The 20,232-nt window shown below is 61.9% G+C and carries 16 protein-coding genes; 2 read left to right on the forward strand and 14 right to left on the reverse strand.

Translation table 11 applies throughout. The features are described 5' to 3' along the window. Nucleotides 1-47: 47 nt before the first annotated feature. The 10 genes from ILFOPFJJ_RS15665 to ILFOPFJJ_RS15710 all read right to left on the reverse strand — a co-directional run bounded on the left by ILFOPFJJ_RS15665 (nt 48) and on the right by ILFOPFJJ_RS15710 (nt 12,866). Nucleotides 48-2,219 (reverse strand): glycoside hydrolase, encoded by a 2,172-nt coding sequence (locus ILFOPFJJ_RS15665; protein WP_173511425.1) that lies wholly within the window; start codon nt 2,217-2,219, stop codon nt 48-50. Next, nucleotides 2,216-3,214, reverse strand: a complete 999-nt coding sequence (locus ILFOPFJJ_RS15670; protein WP_173511426.1) for a glycosyltransferase family 2 protein — start codon at nt 3,212-3,214, stop codon at nt 2,216-2,218. The genes ILFOPFJJ_RS15665 and ILFOPFJJ_RS15670 overlap by 4 nt, the downstream gene beginning before the upstream one ends. Before the next feature lie 60 nt (nt 3,215-3,274). Next, the gene (locus ILFOPFJJ_RS15675) at nt 3,275-3,664 is read right to left on the reverse strand and encodes a VanZ family protein (RefSeq protein ID WP_173511427.1); all 390 of its coding nucleotides are present in this window, start codon (nt 3,662-3,664) and stop codon (nt 3,275-3,277) included. Nucleotides 3,665-3,778: 114 nt separating this feature from the next. Beyond that, nucleotides 3,779-4,879 carry a glycosyltransferase family 4 protein gene (locus ILFOPFJJ_RS15680; RefSeq protein WP_246299661.1) on the reverse strand — a complete coding sequence of 367 codons (1,101 nt, stop codon included), beginning with the start codon at nt 4,877-4,879 and terminating at the stop codon, nt 3,779-3,781. A gap of 384 nt (nt 4,880-5,263) precedes the next feature. Continuing rightward, complete coding sequence (locus ILFOPFJJ_RS15685) at nt 5,264-6,508, reverse strand: glycosyltransferase family 4 protein (protein ID WP_173511429.1); 1,245 nt, start codon at nt 6,506-6,508, stop codon at nt 5,264-5,266. A gap of 7 nt (nt 6,509-6,515) precedes the next feature. Beyond that, nucleotides 6,516-7,277 (reverse strand): polysaccharide deacetylase family protein, encoded by a 762-nt coding sequence (locus ILFOPFJJ_RS15690; RefSeq protein WP_173511430.1) that lies wholly within the window; start codon nt 7,275-7,277, stop codon nt 6,516-6,518. Then, entirely contained in the window at nt 7,270-8,601 is a 1,332-nt protein-coding gene (locus ILFOPFJJ_RS15695; protein ID WP_173511431.1) for an O-antigen ligase family protein, read from the reverse strand. The genes ILFOPFJJ_RS15690 and ILFOPFJJ_RS15695 overlap by 8 nt, the downstream gene beginning before the upstream one ends. Nucleotides 8,602-8,615: 14 nt before the next feature. Further along, on the reverse strand, nt 8,616-10,211 hold the full coding sequence (locus ILFOPFJJ_RS15700; RefSeq protein ID WP_173511432.1) for a GumC family protein: 1,596 nt from the start codon (nt 10,209-10,211) through the stop codon (nt 8,616-8,618). A 194-nt stretch (nt 10,212-10,405) separates the two neighbouring features. Beyond that, entirely contained in the window at nt 10,406-11,476 is a 1,071-nt protein-coding gene (locus ILFOPFJJ_RS15705; RefSeq protein ID WP_246299662.1) for a GNAT family N-acetyltransferase, read from the reverse strand. Nucleotides 11,477-11,543: 67 nt separating this feature from the next. Further along, nucleotides 11,544-12,866 carry a lipopolysaccharide biosynthesis protein gene (locus tag ILFOPFJJ_RS15710; protein WP_173511434.1) on the reverse strand — a complete coding sequence of 441 codons (1,323 nt, stop codon included), beginning with the start codon at nt 12,864-12,866 and terminating at the stop codon, nt 11,544-11,546. Nucleotides 12,867-13,251: 385 nt separating this feature from the next. On the opposite strand from ILFOPFJJ_RS15710, the gene ILFOPFJJ_RS15715 reads away from it, so the two are divergent. Beyond that, the gene (locus tag ILFOPFJJ_RS15715; RefSeq protein WP_246299663.1) at nt 13,252-13,920 is read left to right on the forward strand and encodes a N5-glutamine methyltransferase family protein; all 669 of its coding nucleotides are present in this window, start codon (nt 13,252-13,254) and stop codon (nt 13,918-13,920) included. Further along, nucleotides 13,917-15,029 (forward strand): GNAT family protein, encoded by a 1,113-nt coding sequence (locus tag ILFOPFJJ_RS15720; RefSeq protein ID WP_173511436.1) that lies wholly within the window; start codon nt 13,917-13,919, stop codon nt 15,027-15,029. Before ILFOPFJJ_RS15715 ends, ILFOPFJJ_RS15720 begins: the two co-directional genes overlap by 4 nt. Before the next feature lie 135 nt (nt 15,030-15,164). Here the strand turns inward: ILFOPFJJ_RS15720 and nadE are convergent, their stop codons facing one another. From nadE to asnB, 4 genes are read right to left on the reverse strand one after another with little or no spacing between them, the layout of a single operon-like run. Further along, nucleotides 15,165-16,175, reverse strand: a complete 1,011-nt coding sequence (nadE, locus tag ILFOPFJJ_RS15725) for an NAD(+) synthase (RefSeq protein ID WP_173511437.1) — start codon at nt 16,173-16,175, stop codon at nt 15,165-15,167. Continuing rightward, complete coding sequence (locus ILFOPFJJ_RS15730) at nt 16,172-17,719, reverse strand: class I adenylate-forming enzyme family protein (protein WP_173511438.1); 1,548 nt, start codon at nt 17,717-17,719, stop codon at nt 16,172-16,174. The genes nadE and ILFOPFJJ_RS15730 overlap by 4 nt, the downstream gene beginning before the upstream one ends. A gap of 28 nt (nt 17,720-17,747) precedes the next feature. Then, complete coding sequence (locus ILFOPFJJ_RS15735; RefSeq protein ID WP_173511439.1) at nt 17,748-18,014, reverse strand: acyl carrier protein; 267 nt, start codon at nt 18,012-18,014, stop codon at nt 17,748-17,750. A 23-nt stretch (nt 18,015-18,037) separates the two neighbouring features. Next, nucleotides 18,038-19,975 carry an asparagine synthase (glutamine-hydrolyzing) gene (gene asnB, locus ILFOPFJJ_RS15740; protein ID WP_173511440.1) on the reverse strand — a complete coding sequence of 646 codons (1,938 nt, stop codon included), beginning with the start codon at nt 19,973-19,975 and terminating at the stop codon, nt 18,038-18,040. Nucleotides 19,976-20,232 lie beyond the last annotated feature (257 nt).

Here is a 20,232-nt window from a genome sequence, read left to right on the forward strand (position 1 = left end):
AGGCAGAAAATGCGCATTGGGATTTCGCTTTGATGGCCGTCCGCGGATCAGCCTTCAAGTTCCAGGAGAAAATAGGTTGTCGGCCCGTCGGGAGTGTCGTTCGAAAGGCGGAATGAGATCGGCCCCGTTCCGCTTTTAACCGGAGAATGAACGGTGCCGTCGAGGCCAACGGGCGAGAACTTCCATTTTGCCGCCGTTTTCGACAGCGTCAGGTCGACCTCCCCTTTTCGGATCAGGACGGGCAATCTGCCGAAGTCCTCGATGACCTTTTCCTCGCTGTCGCGAAAGACCATGCCGGTGTTCTGGGCATCGGTCGCAAAGATCAGCAGAAAACGCCGGGCGTCGGCAAGGGTGCCGGGCCCGTCGAGCGCCGAGAGCGCCACGAGACCGTTGCCGTCCGCCCGCTCTATCCGGAGCAGACCGAGGTCCACCGGCTCGCGAAGCGAGGAGAATGCAGCGGCTTCGGTCGACGGCGTCGAGACGCGCAGCTGCCCGACCGTGCGATCCAGCACGATTTCTCCGGTGTCGCTCTGATAGAGCCCGCGCTCGACGTCCGTGCCATTGGCGGCGGGCAGGATGCCGATGTCGCGGAGGTCAGCGATGATGTTGTCCGCGCTGACTTGGGCCCGTGGCTGTGCAACGCCGGTGTCGAGGCGCGACGGATCCGAGCGTTTCAGCCCTATGCGGCCGACCAGAGCCAGATCGGTCAATCGCTCCGGCTCGCGCGCCTGCATGTCCTCGCCTAGGTCTTCCTCGCCGCGAACCGCGAAAGGAATCGTGATGCCAGAGGTCGCGATATCTCCCCGTCTATAAAGAAGCGCTGCAAGCGTCTCGCCCGCGCGGGCGACCGGATCGAGCGCAATCGCATAGGGAAGCATCGCCTTCTTGTGAGGATAGGGTTCGCCGTAGGCGAGCGCGATCGGCCCATGGCCGTGCCTGCAGAGCACATCCCAGCCCTGCAGCGCCGCATAGGCCGGCATCATGAGGCCCGCCTCGTAACGATACCGGTTCCAGAAAAGATGATCGTATTCGCTGACGACGAAGGGCTTTCCGAGCCAGCGCGCGGCGGCGATCATTCGCATATAGCTGGCACTGTCGGCGATCGAGCTTGTCTGCAGAAGCGCGCTGCCCGGCGAATAGCCACCGACCCAGTCGTGATAGGTATTCATCGTCACGGCCTCGAGGTCGCGCCTGCTCAAGGCTGTCTGCACCGTCGGCCAGTTGTTGTAGGCGCTGATCAGCCCCCTATATCCGAGGTCCCGCAGGGCTTTGCTCATCCGCGCCGCCGATGATCGCTCGACGTCCACGATGAAGGCCTGGAGATCGCGCATGCGGGGACTATCGGCATAGCGATCGGAAGGCAATTTCACCGATCCCGCCTCAAGCCGTTCGCCGTCCTCGAGACCGCCCCAGGCTTTCGCGAGCATCTCAGTCGACGTGTAGCGCTCCGCAAGCCAGCGATTGAAGGGGGCAGCGAGCACCGGATCATAGGGCGGCTTGCCCGGGCGATCATGCACGACACCGTCGAACTCGATGCCGTTCTCATTGGCGAGGATCACCAGCGCCAGAGCATCATCGTGAATCGGCGCAATCCCCGTATAGGGATTGACCCGGGCCAGGAATTTCTCCTGTAGCTTTTTCCAATGGACGAAGGCTTCCTCATCGAGATGAAGCAGGAGCTTCAGATTTCCATTCGCGTCCCAGCGATCATCATAGCCGCCGTAAGCGCCGCGCGGCGACGACAGGCCGTCGATGATCCAGTGGATGCCGTTGCGCTTGAGCGCGGCGAGCAGATAGTGGATGCGGTCGAGCGTCTCCGGATCGAAGTCGAAATCCTCCTGGCGGCCGAACATCAGGCTCGCATCGGTGAAGTGCAGCCGCGCGATGTTGTAACCATGCAGCGCCAGTTGCCGGACGTAGCGGTCCGCGCCGTCGTGATCCGGAAAGCCGCCGGAAGCCGGGCTCCAGGCGAGCGAGGCGCAGAGCATCCTGACCGGCTTTTCCGGTGCTTCGGCGAACGCCAACTGACCTTTCGGACCGGTAGTCAGCCGATGGCCTGCATCGATGGGCCGGTTCGGCAAGAAGGACGAGAAGTCGAGCGGGCTGCCCGCGCGAACCTCGAGCGAGGTTTCCCGGACCGGCAGCCATTGGTCGGAGGCGTGGACGGGCAGACAGCCGAAAAATATCGCTGCTGCGAAAAGCAGTAAGCGGCCGCTCATGCGGGTTTGCCGAGGATTCTGCTCTCGATCGGCGCATTCGGCTTCTTCCGCGACCTGAACAATCCAACGGGCAACGCAGCGGCGTGAAAGAACCAGGCAACGACCGTATAGAGGCCCATGCCAAGGCCGCGCTTTTTCAGGCTGACCAGAAGGACAACGGCCGCAAGCATGGCTGAGACTGAGGCAATCGCCATGCTCTTGTCGGTCAGGAACAGGATCAGGCCGAGAGACAACGTCCACCAGAGATAGACGAAGGCCCACAGCTTCAATTCCGGCAATTCCCGCAGTACCTGGATGAAATAAGGCTTGCCGAGGGAAGCGCGCAGCAATTCGCCGATGCCGTAGAGGTATTTGCTCTTCCAGCGGCGGACAAGCAGCCGGTAGGAATTGACGGTGTGACCGAAATGCTGGACGAAACGACGGTCGAGACGATGGAGGCCCCATCCGGCGCTTCTCAGGCGGACACCGAGGTCGAACTCTTCGTAGCCGTGAAGATTCCGGTCCGAAAGATAGCCGACGTTCTCGATGGCGGTGCGTCGGTAAAGGCCGCCTCCATTCATGCGGTCGATCGGGCCGATGCGGTTCTCGGGCGCGTTGCGTTTGACGCGCCGTGCGAATTCCAGGTTGGAAACGAGCATCTCCTCCAGGTGGCCGGTGACACCGGCAACGGAGGGGTTGTCCGCAAGAAAGCCGATCGCCGCGTCGAGAAAACCGGGATCGAGCAGCATGTCGCCGTCAAGCAGGCAGATGTAGTCGTATCGGGAATATTGAAAACCGAGTTGCGGGCCGATGCCGCAGCTCGGGAGAGCCGGCGGTATGATCTGCGCTATGGTGACCGGATATTTTAAAGCGATCTCCACGGTCCGATCGGACGATCCGCTATCGGCAACAATGATCTCGCCCTGCTGGCCCTCCAGTGCGGTGATGACGCTTTCGATCGTCGCGGCAATCCGCTTTTCTTCATTCAAGGTCTTGATGATGACGGATATTGTCAAAGGAGCCCCCAGATGCCGGCAGGGTGTCGCGACCACGCAAGAGCGTGACAGCAACCGTTTCTAGCCCGGATAATTTGAGTTTTGGTTTATTCGCGGCGGCCGGTGCGCGAAGCGCGGCCAGCGCCGCGCCATGAACCATCCGGCCGCAACGCCACACCCGCCACCGGCAAGCTTGACCGCAAAATCTTCCCAGCGCGCATGGCGGTCCATGGACAGCATTTGCAGCAATTCGAATCCAACCGCCGTCGCGAGCACGATTGCAACGACAAGCGGCAAACGTCCCGGATAGGCGCCGGCGAACAGAAGGCCGAGCAGCCCGAAGGCGCCGAACCTTTCGACATGCACCCATGTGCCGATATGCGGGCGCATGCCGATCGGAGACAGCGTCGAATAGGCGATCACGGCGAACAGGAGCCATGCGAGTAGCGATGCGATGCGTTTGAAATTCATGACTTGGTCCAAATCGTCGTGACCGGCTTTTCCTCAAACCGGAGCCGACCCGAGAAGTAATATGCATTCATTCAAAGCGTTACGGCGACACCCGTGTCCGAAAGAGGACCGGGCTCATTTCACCAACAGTGCCCCATAGACCGCCAGCGTCTTTGCAGCGACGCCCGTCCAGCTATAGGTCAGCTCGGCGTGCCTTATCTGGGAAAGCACCTGCTCCTCGCTAGGAGGATTGGCAATCTTGCTGCCGATCGCCGCTGCGAGGGCGTCTATATCCCCCAGCGGAAAATAGTCGTCGGAAGGACGTTCCAGCTCGCGGTTGGCGACGATGTCGCTTGCCAGCACCGGCAGGCCATGGGCGATTGCCTCCAGGAGTGCGATCGGCATGCCCTCATGACTGGAAGGCAGCACGAAGAGGGCTGCGTTGGCGAAGAGTTCCGCCAGCCGGTCCCCGGTCTGGAAACCTGCCAAGACGACGCCCGTGACGTTCGCGGCCATCGTCTTCACCTGCTGAACGTAGGGTGTCTCGAATTCCGCGTCGCCGGCGAGCACGAGTTTGTATTCGGCCTTGCCCAGCTTCGCGAATGCCTGGATCAGGTCCGTCTGGCGCTTCTCCGGGACAAGCCGCGCAGCAAGGAGAATATATCGCCGCGGCTGCAGTCCGAACTCCTCGAGTATGCCGGTGGCGCCGCGGAAGGGTGAAACAGCAACTCCGTTTGGAACGAAGGTTACCGCTGCCTTCTGCCTCTCGCCCATGGCTTGAACGATTTCCTTCGAGATCGCGATGCGGCCGTGAGAGAGGCGCATTCCCATGAACTCCCCCAGTCGCAGCATGAGTCTGGCGAAGGCACCCCATTTCTGCCGATCGTAGTCGTAGCCGTGGTGGGTGACGACCACCTTCAAGCCGAGAAGCCTGGCAAGGGGCACAAGGAGCGCCGGTCCAATGGCGTGAATATGCAGGATATCGGGCCGGCGCAAAGCCGCGAAACAGACACCGACGAATGTATGAACGAAGGCTTCCAACGCCATCCGTCGCGGGGCCCAGAGCGCAAACACCCGAATCCCGTTCCAGGAAAACGACGACGGCCTCTGAAGATAATGGCGGCGTCCGATGACCTCCGCATCCCAACCATGCTCCACGAGCTTGCCCGCGAGCATTTCGACATGCTTCTCGACGCCGCCCTGGACGTTCGGGATGCCGCGCAAGCCGAGCATCATCACGCGCCGGCGCGTACGTTCGCTGCTCGGAGGCCGGCTGGTGGCGATTTCTTCAGGGACAGCGGCGCCGCGCAGACCACCACCGGACACGCTCAATTCATCCACCGAGCTCGGCGAAAATTGGTCAGCGGCCACGGCCTGCGGGCGCGGCAGGATGCTCGGCGGCGTCAGCCGATTTCGCGAGACTTCGGAGTTTCTGCTCATGGTTGTCGGCCCCAGGGATTTCCCTCGGCGGCTTATGCATCCCAAGCGCTTACTATCCCGGTAAGAAATTCGGTAAACTCCGAAGGAAATGCTCGAAAATCAAACGCCTGCGCGACGCAGAGGACGGATTCCCAGACGGAGCCAGCCGCTTTCTGATATCGCGGAAGCTGTTCCAGGTTTTCAGGCAGCCCCGACTGTTGCGTAAAGGTCGAGCGTCCTGGCGCGATAGGCGGCCGCGGAGAACTCGCTGGCGATCCAGGCCCGGCCCGCGGCACCCATTTGCGCGCGAACGGCAGGTGTCAGACCGGCCATGGCGTTCAAGACTCTCGCGAGGTCTTCGACCTCGCCGGACGTCGCCATCAGGCCGGTTTCGCCTTCCTTCACCATCTCCGGAATACCGCCGATGGCCGCGCCGATGACCGGACGCTGCAGCGCGTAGGTCTCGAGAATGCTGACCGGAGCGTTCTCGTACCATTCGGAGGGGAGCACGAGCGCGAGGGACTCGCCGATGAGCCGATGCAGATCCTGCCCTGAAAGATAGCCGGCGAAGGTCACATCCGCATTCAGTTCGTCCGCAAGCCGCCTCAGAGCCGCTTCTTCGGGCCCGGTACCGGCGACGATCAGCCGTTGTTTCGAACGGGCGACGGCCCGGATCAGTGTCGCAAGCCCCTTTTCCGGAGCGAGCCGGCCGGCAAAAACAAAGTAACCACCCTCCTGCCAATCGCTGCGATAGTCCTCGACATCGACGAAGTTCGGGATGTGGATCATCTTTTCGCGCGGCCAGTTCCATTCGACCAGCTTTTCCAGGTAAAACCGGCTCGGCACGACGAGCCGGTCCACCTTTTCGCGATAGAGCCCGAGCAGCCGATGCAGCATGGTTTCGGCGAGGACGACGGCGCTAAGCGACGCGGAATCCTTTACGCAACGGTGGCGCAGGACGTTGTAGATTCGCCCGCCGCGGCAATCCTCGCATACTTTTCCGTCACGGAGCATCTTGTAGGACGGACAGGCGAGCTTGAGATCGTGAACGGTCATCACCACCGGAATGCACGCGGATTTGAGCGTCGAGAAGATTGCCGGCGACAGGTGGTGATAGACATTGTGTGCGTGGGCGACAGACGGACGCACGCGCTCGATCAGCCGGGCGATATTGCGTTGAGCCTCGACGGAATAGATGACGCTCGCCGCCTGGGAGACTTTCCGCAGCAAGCCCGTTTTCCGGCCGTATTCGATCTCGGATACGAAATATTCCGACCACGGCGACGCTTCGTTGCTGTCGTGCTGCATCGCGAACGGCACGACATCCCAGCCTATCTCTCCGAACATTGCCATGTGGTCGAAAAAGACCGTCTCCGCGCCACCGCGACGGTAGAAGTAATTGTTGATCGCCAGCAGCCTCTTTCCGGTGCTTTCGAACGCCTTCATGCGTGCCTCACCAGTTGATCCGGTTCAGCACCCGATCGACCGGAAGCACTTGGCATCCCTTGTCGACCGCGTAGCGGACCAGATGATCGAAGGCTTCGGGGCTGCAGCCGTAGGGTGTCGGAGATGGCGCTATGTCATGGGTAAAAAAGACGAGCCAGCCGGGGCGTTCGACAACGTCGTCTATCCACCGGGTCAGCGCGCGCGCATGCTGCTCGGGCTGACGGATCTCGACCGCCTTGAGCATCAACGGATCGACCGGTCCACGATTGATGGCCTCGCCGCCGCCGCGGCACGTGCGATAGCGCCTGCGAAGCTCCGTACGCGCCAAAGGCCAGGCGGCGTTGTACGGAAAGGCGAAGTTTGCCGCTGCCGGCGTGACGCCGACATTTTGGAGATAGTCCGCGTTGCGATCGAGGTCCCGACCGAGAGCGGCCATGGACATGTCGCGTATCCTCCGATGCGAAAAGGTATGGCAGCCGATTTCGTGCCCTCGACCCAGTAGCTCTCCGCAGCCGGCCGGCGAAATCAACGTTCGGTCCGGCTCCACCTGACCGGCAAGCCCGCCGGCGATGTAGAAAGTGCCGCGCGCGCCGTGCCGTTCGAGAATGGCCGCACCATGATCGAGCGCACTGTCGGGGACGTCGTCGAAGGTGAAGGAGACGAGCGGTGTCTCGGTTGCCAGGCTGCGCCGTTGCCGGGCGAAGCGCCAGATCACTCGGTTTGCCAAGCGATCGACCAGCCCGTCGATCTTGCGTGCGATCTCAGGCATGCGCCACCGTGCTCCTTTTCACCGGTTGCCGATCGACCGTCAACACGGCCGAGGATTGCAGATGCAGACCGTAGAGCGCGAACATGAACGTGAACCAGATCAGGTTTCCGCCTTCGAAGAACAACGTCTCGAGGCCGGCATGGAAGATCGTGTAAAGCCAGATGCGAATGAACAGCCGCGTGAGATGTGAGTGCTCGCGATCCGGAGCGATCCGCGAGATGTCGCGAAGCGGTAGCAGAATGACCCAGATCAAGGTCAGGATCAGCCCTGGAAATCCGGTCATCAATGCGACGTCCAGGTAGGAATTGTGCCCATTGGCCGCGGCGACGGCCCACGTCTCCACCGAACCGCCGCTGTAGACCAATTCTTCCGTCTGCCAGAAGGCCCTGAAGCCATAGCCAAGCAACGGATGCTCCGCCAGCGCCGAGAAGGCGAAACGCCATATATCGGCTCGGTTCGTGAATGTCGCATCGATCCCAAGCCCGCTAATGAACTCACCGAGCGGGATGAAGACAGCCGAGCCGACGGCGAAGAGATTGAAGAGCCCGACACCGCCGACGGCAATCGGAATGCGCAGGAAAGGTGCATGCTCGAAAAGCCACGCGAGGATCAATATCGCGGGAAGCATCGCTGTCGAGGTCTTTCCACCGGTGTGGACGAGAAAGACGCAGCACAGTGCAATGATCGCGATGCCGGCGATGCGCGACCAGGTGTTCATGACGAAGAAACCGAAGAACGCACCAATCACCATCGCGGCGGCGGCGCTGTTCTTGTGCGGAAAGTGACCCCGCCACAATCCGGCGTTCATCGGTTCGCGCAGTTCTGACGCCTGGTGGATGGCAAGCAGCGGCTTAAAGAGGATGCCGTAATAGGCAACCGCCAGCATGATAAGTGTGCCAATCCCGAGCATCTTGGCGAAATGCCGTTCCGAGGCCGGCATCAATAGATAGATGCCGGCGTTTACCGCCATCATCACGCTGAGAACGACGCCCTTGATGCCGAGGGTCGGATGGGCGGAAATGACCGAGACGAGAAGAAACCAGGTGAACAGGACAGCCAAAAGGACGCGCGGCTGCAGGATCGTATTCCGCATCGGATGAAGCACGCCGTAGCAAAGCGTGCCGGCGAAGAGAGCCAGGGATATAATCTGGTTCAGCCGACTGGAATTGCCAGCCGAAGGGTCCAGGATCGCCTCGCCCGTGAGGTCGACAAACGGGTCGATGGAGATCCACAGGAACAGGAACATCGCCATAAACAGAAAGGTTCCGGCGGGCGCCATCAGGCTCTCCGTAGACCGGGCCTCGCTGTAGCTGGCACTGCTCATGCCTGCGGCTCCCTTTATCCGGCCGCCGGCCGCGGGCCGCGAACATACTTCCATGCGCCAAGGGTCAGCGCGGCGGCCACACCCACAAAGAGCCCCAAGATCCCGCCGGCAATCAGGAGGATGAACGTCCGGGGCGGCCAGGTTCGGGAGTTCGGAGGCATAGCGCGCGAGATGACACGGACATTGGTCGCATCGATCTGCTGGCGCTCGGCGACCTGTTGCGCGCGGGTCAGATGCGTCTCGTAAATCGCCGCCTTTGCGCGGGCGTCGCGCTCGAGATCTCGCAGTTCGACCTGGGCCTCATTATCGGTGAAGACGTTCGACTTCTCGGCGCGTGCCTTGTTACGCAACGCGTCGAGCGCCGCTTGCTCCCGGTCGAAGTCGGCCTTCGCGCGCTCCAGTATGCGGCGGGCTTCCTCGTTCATGGCGGCTTCGAGCGTGGTTTGTTCGGACCGCGCGGAAACGAGGCGCGGGTGCCTGTCGCCATAGATGAGCCGCATTGAACCGACCTGCTGCTGGAGCGCATTGTGCTGCTGCCGCAGGCTGGTCATGTTGGCGGATTCGAAAACCGAGGCGCTCGCGGTCTGCTTTTGGGCGATGGCCAAGCGCATCTGCTTATAGCGCGTTTCCGCCTGGATGAAGCCCTGCTGGGCGGCCAAAACCTGGGTATTGAGCTCGCTGGAAAGCTGGTTGCTGACGAGCTCGCCGTTGCTGGACTGCAATCCACTCGAGCGCCGGAAATCCTCAACCTTCTTCTCGGCCGCCGTCACGTTGCGGCGCAGTTCGTCGAGGCGGGCGTTCAGGTTCTGGGCGACACGGCCGGCGCTTTCCGCAGCCGATTGGAAAAGCTCGGTTTCAAAGGCGTCGACGATCGCATCCGAGAGGACGACGGCCTTCTCCGGTTCTTCGCTCCAAACCTTCATGACAACAACGAAGGAGCGCTCCTCCCGCCGTGCCTCGACCCGCTCCGTAAGGGCGCGCATCACTGCCAGGTGCTTGTCGGCGTCTTGGTCGGCATCCGACAGGAACAGGTTCTTCAGAAAATCCAGCGGGGACGGTCTGACGAACTCAGCATCTTTCGTCAGCTGCAGCTTGTCGATGACGCGCGCCAAAACGTTCCGCGACGTGAGAACCCTGAGCTTGCTTTCGACTTCCAGCAACTGCGCGTCGCGCTGCGGATTCGACGTGAAGACGTCGTCGCTGACGACGTTGAGGTTGGACGGGTCGACGACGATATCGGTATAGACGGTGTATCGCGGCGACGCCGTCAGCGCATAGGCAAGAGCGGCAGCGACGCAAAGGACCACGGCGATGACGATCCACCGCACGCCGTCACGCAGCCACAGGATGACATCATCGACGCCGATCTCGCCGAGCAGCTGAAGACGGGGGAGCCATTCGCCAACGGTCGCCGGGCGCGGCTGCGAGACCGGCGGCGACGGTGGAAGATCCGCTGCGCGGGAAGAAGTCCTGCGTTCTTCGAGAACCGTCGCCTCTTCTTCCTCCGGTGTTGGAACGAGATCAAGCAGCGAGCCTCCGCCAGAGCGAAGCCGCCGATAGCGTGTCTCAAGGCGTAATCCTTGTTCTTCGGGCTCGCTCCGCCGATACATCCGTTTTTCCCCACGCGTGCCCTTGGAGCCACCAAAGAGCGTCCTGCGTACCCCGCATCGATTGTTAAGAATTAGGCCCGCACGGTGAATATTCCGTTAAGTGCTACTTGTGGTCGGTAACCTTCCACGGCTCCTCGAGCTTGAAACCACGCAGTTCCGGACGGAAAGCCGCTGCGCACCTTTCCTGGATTGCTTCAGAAATCCGTTAGCAGCCTGCTCCAGCTCTCCGACGCAAGGCCGCCGATATAGATGTCATTGCGCAATACCGCCTCCTTGAGATCGGCGTGACGCGTGACCATGCAGAAATAGCCCCTATGGCGGAAGGATAGCCACCGCTGGCGCGATATGGCGTTCATCAGGAAGGGCTGTGCCATGCCGACGGCAGCGGCGTAACCTTCGCGATCGAGTGAGGCAAACAATTCGGCGGTGACGTCGAATTCGCGGCCCTCCTCGCATAACACGTTCAGCACATTGGCAATGCCGTTCTCGTTGCCGAAGAAGAGGAATGCACCAACGGTCCGTCCGCCTTCACAAATCACTTTCCTGCATTGCAGCGTCCCGAGACTTCTGTTCAAGGAGGCGACGCCGGCGAGCCAATCAAACTCCGATCTCGACCAGCTGGGGCGGACCGGGAAACGCTCCAGCATCGGTCCTGCGCATTGGCGAAACTCCTCGAGACTTGCCGCCCGCGTCTCATATCCCGGCACCGAAGCCGGTTTCGTCGACGGCTTTCGCCAGCGCAGCGCGCGATCGGCCAATGCGAGAGCACCAGTGACGGCGCGCGACCGCAATAGCGGAACTCGCCGGCTCGCAAGGACAGCGCCCGCGACGAACGGCCGAAACGAGCGTCGCCATTCGAGACTCTGGATGGGCAGAACGACGCCTCCGCCAGCAACCCAGTGATCGGCACTCACCGGAGAGGAGTTGTCCGAAAAGCACATCTCCTGGCGCGCGGCGCGCATCATGCGGGCAAGCCGCGCCGCGCCGACTGCTCCGGCTCTGCCGTCCGCCATGAAGGCGCAGAGGAGCCGGGCCACAGTGGGACGGCCGTGAACCACGAAGCCGATCGGAACGGAAAGGATCGCACTGTCGATGTCGCCCGCACCATTCTCGTGCACGACACTCCCGCACTCCGGAGTGTAATGGGGACTGCCGAAGAAGACGGTCTCCAGGTAGCGCCCGAGATCTTCCCCCGTCTCGCAGTCGCTCTCGCGGAAGATCTTGTTGAACATTTTGCCGATCGTGGGGATATCGCCGCGCTCCATGGCCCTGATGCCGGCCGGGCGGCACAGGTCGGTTTCAGCGGTCGTGAAGGTCTGGACGTCCCGTGCTTCAGCCTTCATGCACCATCCTTGCCGGAAGTTCCGGCCGACCGGCCTGCTCCCTGTCGCGGCGCACGAAATGCAGGAACAGGCTCCATGCGGAGACAACCATCGCAATCTCGATCACATAGAACGAAACGAATGTGCCGAGAGGCGGTGCATACCAGCTCGCCCAGGCGGCCAGTGCGGCCCCTGCCACACTGCCAAGTCCCATGACTGTTGCGCGGCCAGCGTGGTACCCCGAGGCGCCGAGTGCTTCCACCGCAACCGACCAAATCGCCATCGGCACGACGACCCAGCAAAGAGTCCTGACGAAAGCGACGAGAGAAATGTAATCCTTGCCGAACAGATAGGGCAGGATTGGCGCCAGCACGAAAACCACCACCGCCGCCGCGATGCTTATGCCGGTGGCGGCGAGGAGCACCTTTCGCACCCGCTCCAGCGCATGGTGCAGCCCAGCCGCGGAAATTCTGGCCGAACCGGGGTAGATGAGGCGATGGAGCGCCTCGACGGAAAGATAGCTGCTCTCCAGCATCCGGCGTGCAACGCTGTAGCTCGAAACGATCTCGGCCGTCGCCACGAGACTCAACACGAGCAGGTCGGCGTTCTGGCGTACCGCGCGCAGGATAAACGGAATGCTGAAATAAAGGCCTTGCGGCATTTCCTCACGAACGATGCAATAGCGCGGCTTACCCAAGCCTCTGATGGCCCACATGCAGGCCAAAGCCACCAGAACGTGGCATATGAACTGCCAAACAGCCCATGACGCGACCGTGGCGACACCGAAGGCAACACAGGCGAGCGCGGCCGCGGCCGTCCGTGCAACCGCGAACCCAACCACGACCATGTTCGCCGAAGCGAAATCCGAATGGGCAAGAAAGATCTGCTCCACCAGGACGATGATGCGAACCAGCACCACGTTGGTCACGAGCATCAGCGTGATCGCCGCGAAATTCATCAGCGGATCGGCGGAAAGCGTAAGGAAGAACGGCAGGACCACGGCTCCGATCAGAACCAGCGCCGCACCGCTTGCCGCCGTCAGGATGATGTTATGGCCAAGCATTTGCGGATACATGGTGCGGTCGCGCGCGACCCGGCGCACGAGGCACTCCATGGCACCGAGCCCGCACAAATGAACAGCAATGTTGGCGACCGCGGTAATCGCCACGAAGACGCTGAATTCATGCACGCCGAGCCAGCGGGCGAGAATGGCGAAGGTCAGAAGCTGCGCAGCGGATCCGATGACGAGACTGCCGCCCGACGCAATATAGGACAGCAGCATCGGCAGAAATGGCTTGTACCTGCCCGGTTCCGTTGCGCATTCCGAAGCCATTACGATCTGCCTTTGACGACTACCTGACGTTGTGCGCGGCATTCGGGCGGACGCGTGGTCCGCGCGGTCACCGGCATCGACCGCCGCGAACACTACCAAGCAGAAATGATTGCGCGGTTAACATACTCGCTTCAATTGCATTTCAGCTTCCGTTTACCTGGATGCGATAGTGTCGCGGCGATCTGATTTTCCATCTACAGCGCCGCGCGTCCTAAGACGCGCAAAGGACGCTGTAGCACTTTGAATTTCTGCATGTTTTTGTCCTTAAACCGGCTCCGATTTAAGGAAACATGCAGCAGCAAACGAAGGAGCGTTCGTGCAGCAGGCCCATGATCATTTGCGCGGCAATCATGCAGGCGGCCCTTCGGCTCGGCTCGTTCGGTTTATGGACGTCGAGCTCGAACTGGGACCGGACGTCCTGGTGCCCAGAGAAGAAACCGAGCTCCTCGGACGCCGCGCCGCGGCTGTCCTTCGCAATCTCGGCGCAGAAGCCACAGTCATCGACATGTGCTGCGGCTCGGGCAATCTTGCCTTGGGTATCGCGGCGGACATTCCCTCCGCATGGGTATGGGGCGCGGACCTGACGGACAGCACCGTGGCGCTTGCCCGCCGAAACGTCGAGCGTCTGGCGCTTCAGGAACGCGTGACCATTCGGCAAGGCGATCTTTTCGCGGCGCTCGAAGGCGACGGCCTGGAAGGCGCGGTCGACCTGATCGTCTGTAACCCTCCTTACATCTCGACATCGCGTCTCGAAAGCGACAGCGCCCATCTCCTCGCAACCGAACCGCGGGAAGCCTTCGACGGGGGGCCCTACGGCATATCCATCCATCAGCGGCTGGTGCGCGAGGCCATCGCCTTCCTGAAGCCCGGTGGCTGGCTGCTGTTCGAGTTCGGAGAGGGACAGGAGCGGCAGGCGACCGCGCTCCTCGCCCGAACCAAGGCTTATGGCGCCGTCACATTTGCCATGGACGCGACAGGCAAGCCGCGCGTCGCACTTGTGCAGAAACTCGAAAGCCCCGCCAACGGGTCCGCAGGCGAAGGACGCGGCAGATGAGCGATATCCGTCCTCTGGAGACGGCCGACATTCCGGCCGTCGCCGGGCTGTTCCAGAGGGTATTTCGCAACGGCGAAACCGCGTCGCCTGCCTTCATCGACTATCTTCGCCAGCTCTACCTGGAATCGCCCGGATGCGACCCGGAGATCTCGCCGCTCGTATACGTCAACGGCGAAGGACGCATTTCCGGCTTCGTCGGCGTGAACGCCCTGCCGATGACCTTCAATGGCAGGCGATTGCGCGCCGCGATCTGCGGTTCGCTGATGGTCGAAGGGCGAGAGGGCGACCCGCTGGCCGGCGCGAGACTTCTCAAGGCTTTTCTCGCCGGCCCGCAGGATCTTTCCTTCAGCGAAACCGCAAGCGAGATTTCCGCGCAAATGTGGACAAAACTTCGCGGCATCGCGCTACCGCAATACAGCCTCGATTGGGTGCGGGTCGTGCGGCCCTCGGCTTTCGCGCTCGATCTCGTCGCAAGTCGCATCCGTCCCGCCCGCCTGCTGAGCCCGCTGGCACGCTCGATCGACCAAATTTATCGCAGCAGGATGGACCGCGATGACTTGCGCTGGTCCGGATTGCCGGAAAGCCCGCCTGTCCGCGGAACATTGCAGGCCGCCGACATCGATCGGCAGGCCTTCGCCGGCCTCTTCGAGCGGCTGACGGCGCAGTTCGCGCTCCGGCCCGACTGGGCTGCGGGTCAGCTCGATCGTGTATTGGCGGATGCCGTCGACAAGCCGGATTATGGCGAACCCGTCTTCGCCGCCGTTACCGCTCGCGGCGGAACGCCGGTGGGTGCGTTTTTCTACCATGCGCGCGCCGGCGGCATCGCCCGGGTGCTCCAGGTCCTTGCCGCGCCGGGGCAAGCCGGGACCGTCATCGACTGCCTTATCGAACATGCCGCCGCACGTGGCGCCGCAGCTTTGCGTGGCCGAACCCAGCCAGCCCTGCTGGAAGCGATGCTTGGCCGTCGCATCGGTTTCGTCCATGCCGCCTCGACCGTCATCCATTCCCGCGACGGAGAACTTGTCGAAGCCTTCCGCAATGCGCAAGGCTTCATGAATGGGCTGGCGGGTGAGCACTGGAGCCGGCTGATCGGCGGACGCTTCGACTAGAGCATCCCGTTTTCAGGTGGAATCATCGAAGCGGATAAGATGCTCTAGAATCAAGTGTTAGAGCGTCCTTTGTGCGTTCATTTGAACGCACGGCGCTCTAGATCAAGCGGCAGCCACACGCCTCACGACTTGGCCCTATTCGTGGCCGATTTCCTCGACCGCATGAACGAGCTGCGGGCCCAGGTGAAGGTATCGGGTCGCCTTGCGCTTGGCGGCGATATCCGCCCAGACGCGTTCGACCTGGATCGCTGTCAGTTGCGCCGCGCGGGCGACCTCCTCGGCGCTGACGCCGTTGTTGAGACCGTAGAGGCAAAGGTCCATGCGGTCGTAGGGGAGCGAGAAGTAAAACTCCTCCTGCGTCTGCTCGAGCGAATAGGTATCCGTCGTCGGCGGCCTGCGCCGGATTTCCTCGGGGACGCCGAGATGGGCGGCAAGCGCATAGACTTGTGACTTGTAAAGGTGGGCAATCGGCTTGACGTCCGCCGCCCCGTCGCCGTTCTTGACGAAGAAACCCTGGTCGTATTCCAGTCTGTTCGGCGTTCCGAGAACGGCGAAATTCAGCCGGTCGGCGTGGTAATACTCGATCTGCTTGCGGGTCCGCTGCTTCATGTTCGTCGCGGCGACGATGCCGAGGTAGACGGAGGGCGGCATGCGCAATTTCATCTGCCTTCCCTCCGGATCCTGCACGACCAGCGAGGAGATGTTGTAGCCGTCGCCCTCGAGCGCATTGGCGATGACTATCTTCGATGCCCAGCCCGGCCCATAGTCGGGAACAAGCTCTCGAATGAAGGCGTCGCGGCGTTCGTAGCAGCCCATCGCCGCGAGTGTTGGTCCGATATCCTCGATAACCGCCTCGACGTCGAAGGTTTCCGCTACCAGCCGGCCGAGGCGAAGGCTCTCCGGATCGGAGTCGTTTTCCGGCATGAACAGACAGAAGACGTTCCTGGCACCGACGGCCCGTGCGGCCAGTGCCACCGAGACACTCGAATCGATACCGCCGGAAAGACCGAGCACGAGACCGCGCTTGCGCATGCCGCGCAGTTGCGCGCGCAGCCCCGCGACGATGCGGTCTGTCTCTGCGGCCGCATCGATCTTCAAGCTGTCGGCCGAGAAAGCAAATTTATCCTGATCCGGGCGGATGTTCATTCTGCAAGCTCCAATGTTTCCGCCGCCAGTCTGCGGCTGACCTTGCCTGTGTCGGTCTTCGGGAGTTCGGTGCGAAATTCGACGATCTTCGGCACCATGAAATCCTCAAGATGGCGAGCGCAGTGACGGATGATGTCTTTCTTGCTCAGCGCCGGGTCCGAAAGAACGACGAGCGCGCCGATCGCAGCGCCAAGCACCGGATCGGGGACGCCGATGACGACGGCTTCCGCGATTCCCGGATGGGCATGCAGCACCGTCTCGACCTCCTTCGGCGCCACCTTTTCTCCGCGCGTCTTGATGATGTCGTCCTTGCGGCCGACAAAATAGAGGAAGCCTTCCTCGTCCGCGCGGAAGAGATCACCTGTATGAAGCACCTTTTCCCAGGGGTTCGGGCCGGGACGCAGCATGCGCTCGGTCGCTGCGTCGTTGCGCCAGTATCCTTGCATCACATGCGGGCCGCGGATCACCAGTTCGCCCGGAACGCCTGGCGGCACACGGTTTCCCTCGTCGTCGACGACGAAAGCTTCGGTGTTGGGAATGGCGATGCCGACAGATCCGGGTCGGCGATCCAACTCTTCAGGCGGCAGATAGGTGCAGCGCTTGCATTCCGTCAGGCCGTACATGGAATAAAGCCGCGCGCTGGGAAAGAGCTCGCGGAGCCTGGCGATATGCGCCGGCGGCAAGGCCGCAGCGGTATTGGAGAGATAGCGAAGGCTGGGCAGGAACCCCGGCTCGAGATCGCGCATCTGCAAGATCATCGCGGCCATCGTCGGCACCAGCGGAAAGCCGGTTACGCCTTCGGCACGGATCCGCTCGAAGATCGCCTGTGGAAATGCGAAGGACTTTTCGAGAACCAGCGTCGCGCCAAGCCTGATGGCCATCAGGAGCTGATAAAGGCCGTAATCGAAGGCAAGCGGCAGGACATTGAGGATGACGTCGTCCGGCGTGTTGCGGAGATAGGTGGTGATCGACTCCGAAGCCGCATCGATATTGCGATGCGTCATCATCACTCCCTTGGGCCTGCCGGTCGAGCCCGAGGTGTAGATCAGCATAGCGAGGTCGACATCGATGCCGCCATGAAGAACCGGCAGGGGTTCGGACGCCAGGCATTCCTCGAACGACGCCGCTCCTTCGGGTGTGCGGCCACTCGCGGCCGCCGTGGCGGCGACAAAGAGCGGCGCAGCAGCGTGAAGCATGCGCGCTTCCGTGACGATCGGCATCAGCTTGGCCTGGGTCAGGATCGCCGCTGCCTCGCAATCGCCGATGATATAGGCGAGCTTGTCGGCCTTGGTCGACGCGTTGATCGGGCTGAAGGTGGCGCCGGCCTTGAGGGTCGCGAAAATCGAAACCGCCGCCTCCCAGCAATTGTCCATGAAAACAAGGACCCGGTCGTTCCGCTTGACGCCATTTGCTTGAAGAGCGGCGGCGAGACGGGTCGAGAGCTCATCGAGCTCGTCGTACCGCAGCCGCTTACGCTCGGTGACGAGCGCCGTCTTGCCTCCGTTTGCTCCGGCGTTCCTGATGAGAAATTGCTCGAACCGCATGCGCGTGACGCCCCCAACCAGCCGCCGTCTATGCCGAGACCGGCACGGCGCTCTTCGCCGCGATGAATGCGGAAATGCGTGCCAAAGTATCGAGGTTTGCCGGGACGATATCCGCATCGGCCATGGCGATGCCGAAGCGGTCCTCGATGAAGGCCACGAGTTCCAGAACGCCGGTCGAATCGATGATGTCATTCTCGATCAGCGATGCGGTGTCGGCGAGCTCGTAAGACGTGTCGCCGAAGAGAAAATTCTCGACGATGAACGCCTTGACGCTGTCCTTGATCGTTTCTGTCATGTGTCATCCCTTTCCGTCTGGTTTCAGGCGGCCTCCGCCGCGCGGATGTTGGTACCGGTGAATGTCTGCAGCCACAGTTGCGTCGACAGGATGCCGACGAAAGCCGCGTTGTCGCGGAAGCCCGAGGCCGGACGCGCCCGGCACTTCTCGCAAAGTTTCGCGACGGCCTTTGCGTTGAAGAGACCGCCGGCGGCAATCGCCTCTTCGCCCATCGCGGTGCGAACATAGTCGAGCTCGCCCGGGCCGCTGAACGAATGGCTGTCCGGCGCGCGATAGGGTTGCTTCGTCCGCTTGCCGATCGAGGGCGGCAAAAGATCCTTTGTCGCCTCACGCAAAATGTGTTTTTCAACCAGACCCTTGAGCTTCATTTCCGGCGGCAGTCCCGCGGCGAATTCGACGAGACGGTGATCGAGGAAGGGGAAGCGGCCTTCGACGCCATGGGCCATGGCCATGCGGTCGCCCTGGCTCGAAAGGATGTAGCCCGGCAGAAGGAAACGGCTTTCGAGATATTGCGCCTGATGCAGCGGATGCCAGCGGCCGAAGGCTTCGGGCAACCGGCCGACGAGTTCATCGGCAGCGTCGTAACCCGCCAGCTTGGCGCGCATATCGCCGGAGAAGAACATCTTCGTCGCCGCCGTCCCCTTGAGTCGCGGGCGATGCGAAAAGAGCGGGTCGTCAAGCGGGTCGTCCCCGGCGCCGAAAAACGCCGCCAGATATTCGGGCGACTGCTGCTTGAGGCCCGGCAGGTAGGGATAGAGCTTGCGGAACAGGTGGGGCCGCATGCGCGAGTCGGGCTGCCGGCCGCAGAAGCGGCGCACGCGCGTTTCCTTGAAGATGTCGTAGCCCGCGAAAACTTCGTCCGCCCCCTCCCCTGTGAGCACCACCTTCAGGCCGGAATCGCGCACCAGGCCGGAGAGTTGGTACAAGGGTGCCGGTGCAGTTCGAAGCACCGGCCTTTCGGCAAAACGGATGACATCCGGAAAAACCCTGGCGATATCCCCTGCTCGGCAGGCAACCGCCCTGTGGTCGGTGCCGAGAGCGGCGGCCATTTCGTTCTGAAAGGCGCTCTCGTCATGTTCGGCGCTGTCGAAGGTCACGGAAAAGGTTCGAAGGCCCTGCGGCGCCATGCCGGCGGCGAGCGCTGAGACGATGGACGAATCGAGACCGCCCGACAGGTAGGAGCCGACCGGCACGTCGGCCCGCATGCGGATGCGCGTCGCGTCGGTCAGGAGTGCGCGCAACTCCTCGGCAGCCTGACCTTCGTGCGTATGCCGAGGCGGAGCATCCCGATCCGGAAACTCGAGCCTCCAATAGGCCCGTGTCGCCACGCCGCGCTCGTCGGCGATCATCAGGGTCGCGGGCTCCAGTTCCCAGATATCCCGGAACGGCGTCCGCGGTGCGATCGGCGCCCACAGCGTGAAGATCTGATCGAGGGCGATGGGGTCGATCTCTGCGGACAGGCCGGGGACTTGAAGAAGCGCCTTGACCTCGGAGGCGAAATAGAACGTTCCCCCCTGCATCGTATAAAACAGGGGCCGGACCCCCATGCGGTCACGCGCCAGCATCATCCGCCGGCGGCGATTGTCCCATAGGGCGAAGGCAAAGTCGCCGTTTAGGCGTGACACGCAGTCCTCGCCCATTTCATCGTAAAGATGGAGAATGACCTCCGTGTCGCTGGACGTGCGGAAGCGGCGGCCCTTGGCGCGAAGCTCGTCGCGCAGTTCGACATAGTTGAAGATCTCGCCGTTGAAGGCGATCGTCAGTTCGCCGGTGGCATCGGACATGGGCTGCTGGCCATCTCCGAGCCCGACTATCGACAACCTGACATGGCCGAGACCGGCTTGCGGCGCGGTAAACACGCCTTCTTCATCGGGACCGCGATGGGCAATCGCGGCCGTCATCTTTTCGAGAAGAGCCCTTCCATCCGGAACAGAACCGAAATAGCCACCAAAACCGCACATGACGAAACACTCTCACGCCCGCTGACAACAGCGCAAAACATAGACCGGGTCTCGACAGCAAGAGTTTAACTGTCGAGTGTTTTCATTGGGATGGTAAATTATTCAGGACCGAAGAAAAAATGCAGTTCTCATGCGGTCCAACAATACAAGCTCGACTCTTCAGTCCTTTCTTAAAATTTTACACAATTTCTCAATTAATGTTTATTTCCGAAATCAACGGAACAACATGGATAGGTGCGCTTCAAGCGCCCCAAAAT

The sequence above is a fragment of the Sinorhizobium psoraleae genome (genome assembly GCF_013283645.1).
Lineage (GTDB): Bacteria > Pseudomonadota > Alphaproteobacteria > Rhizobiales > Rhizobiaceae > Sinorhizobium > Sinorhizobium psoraleae.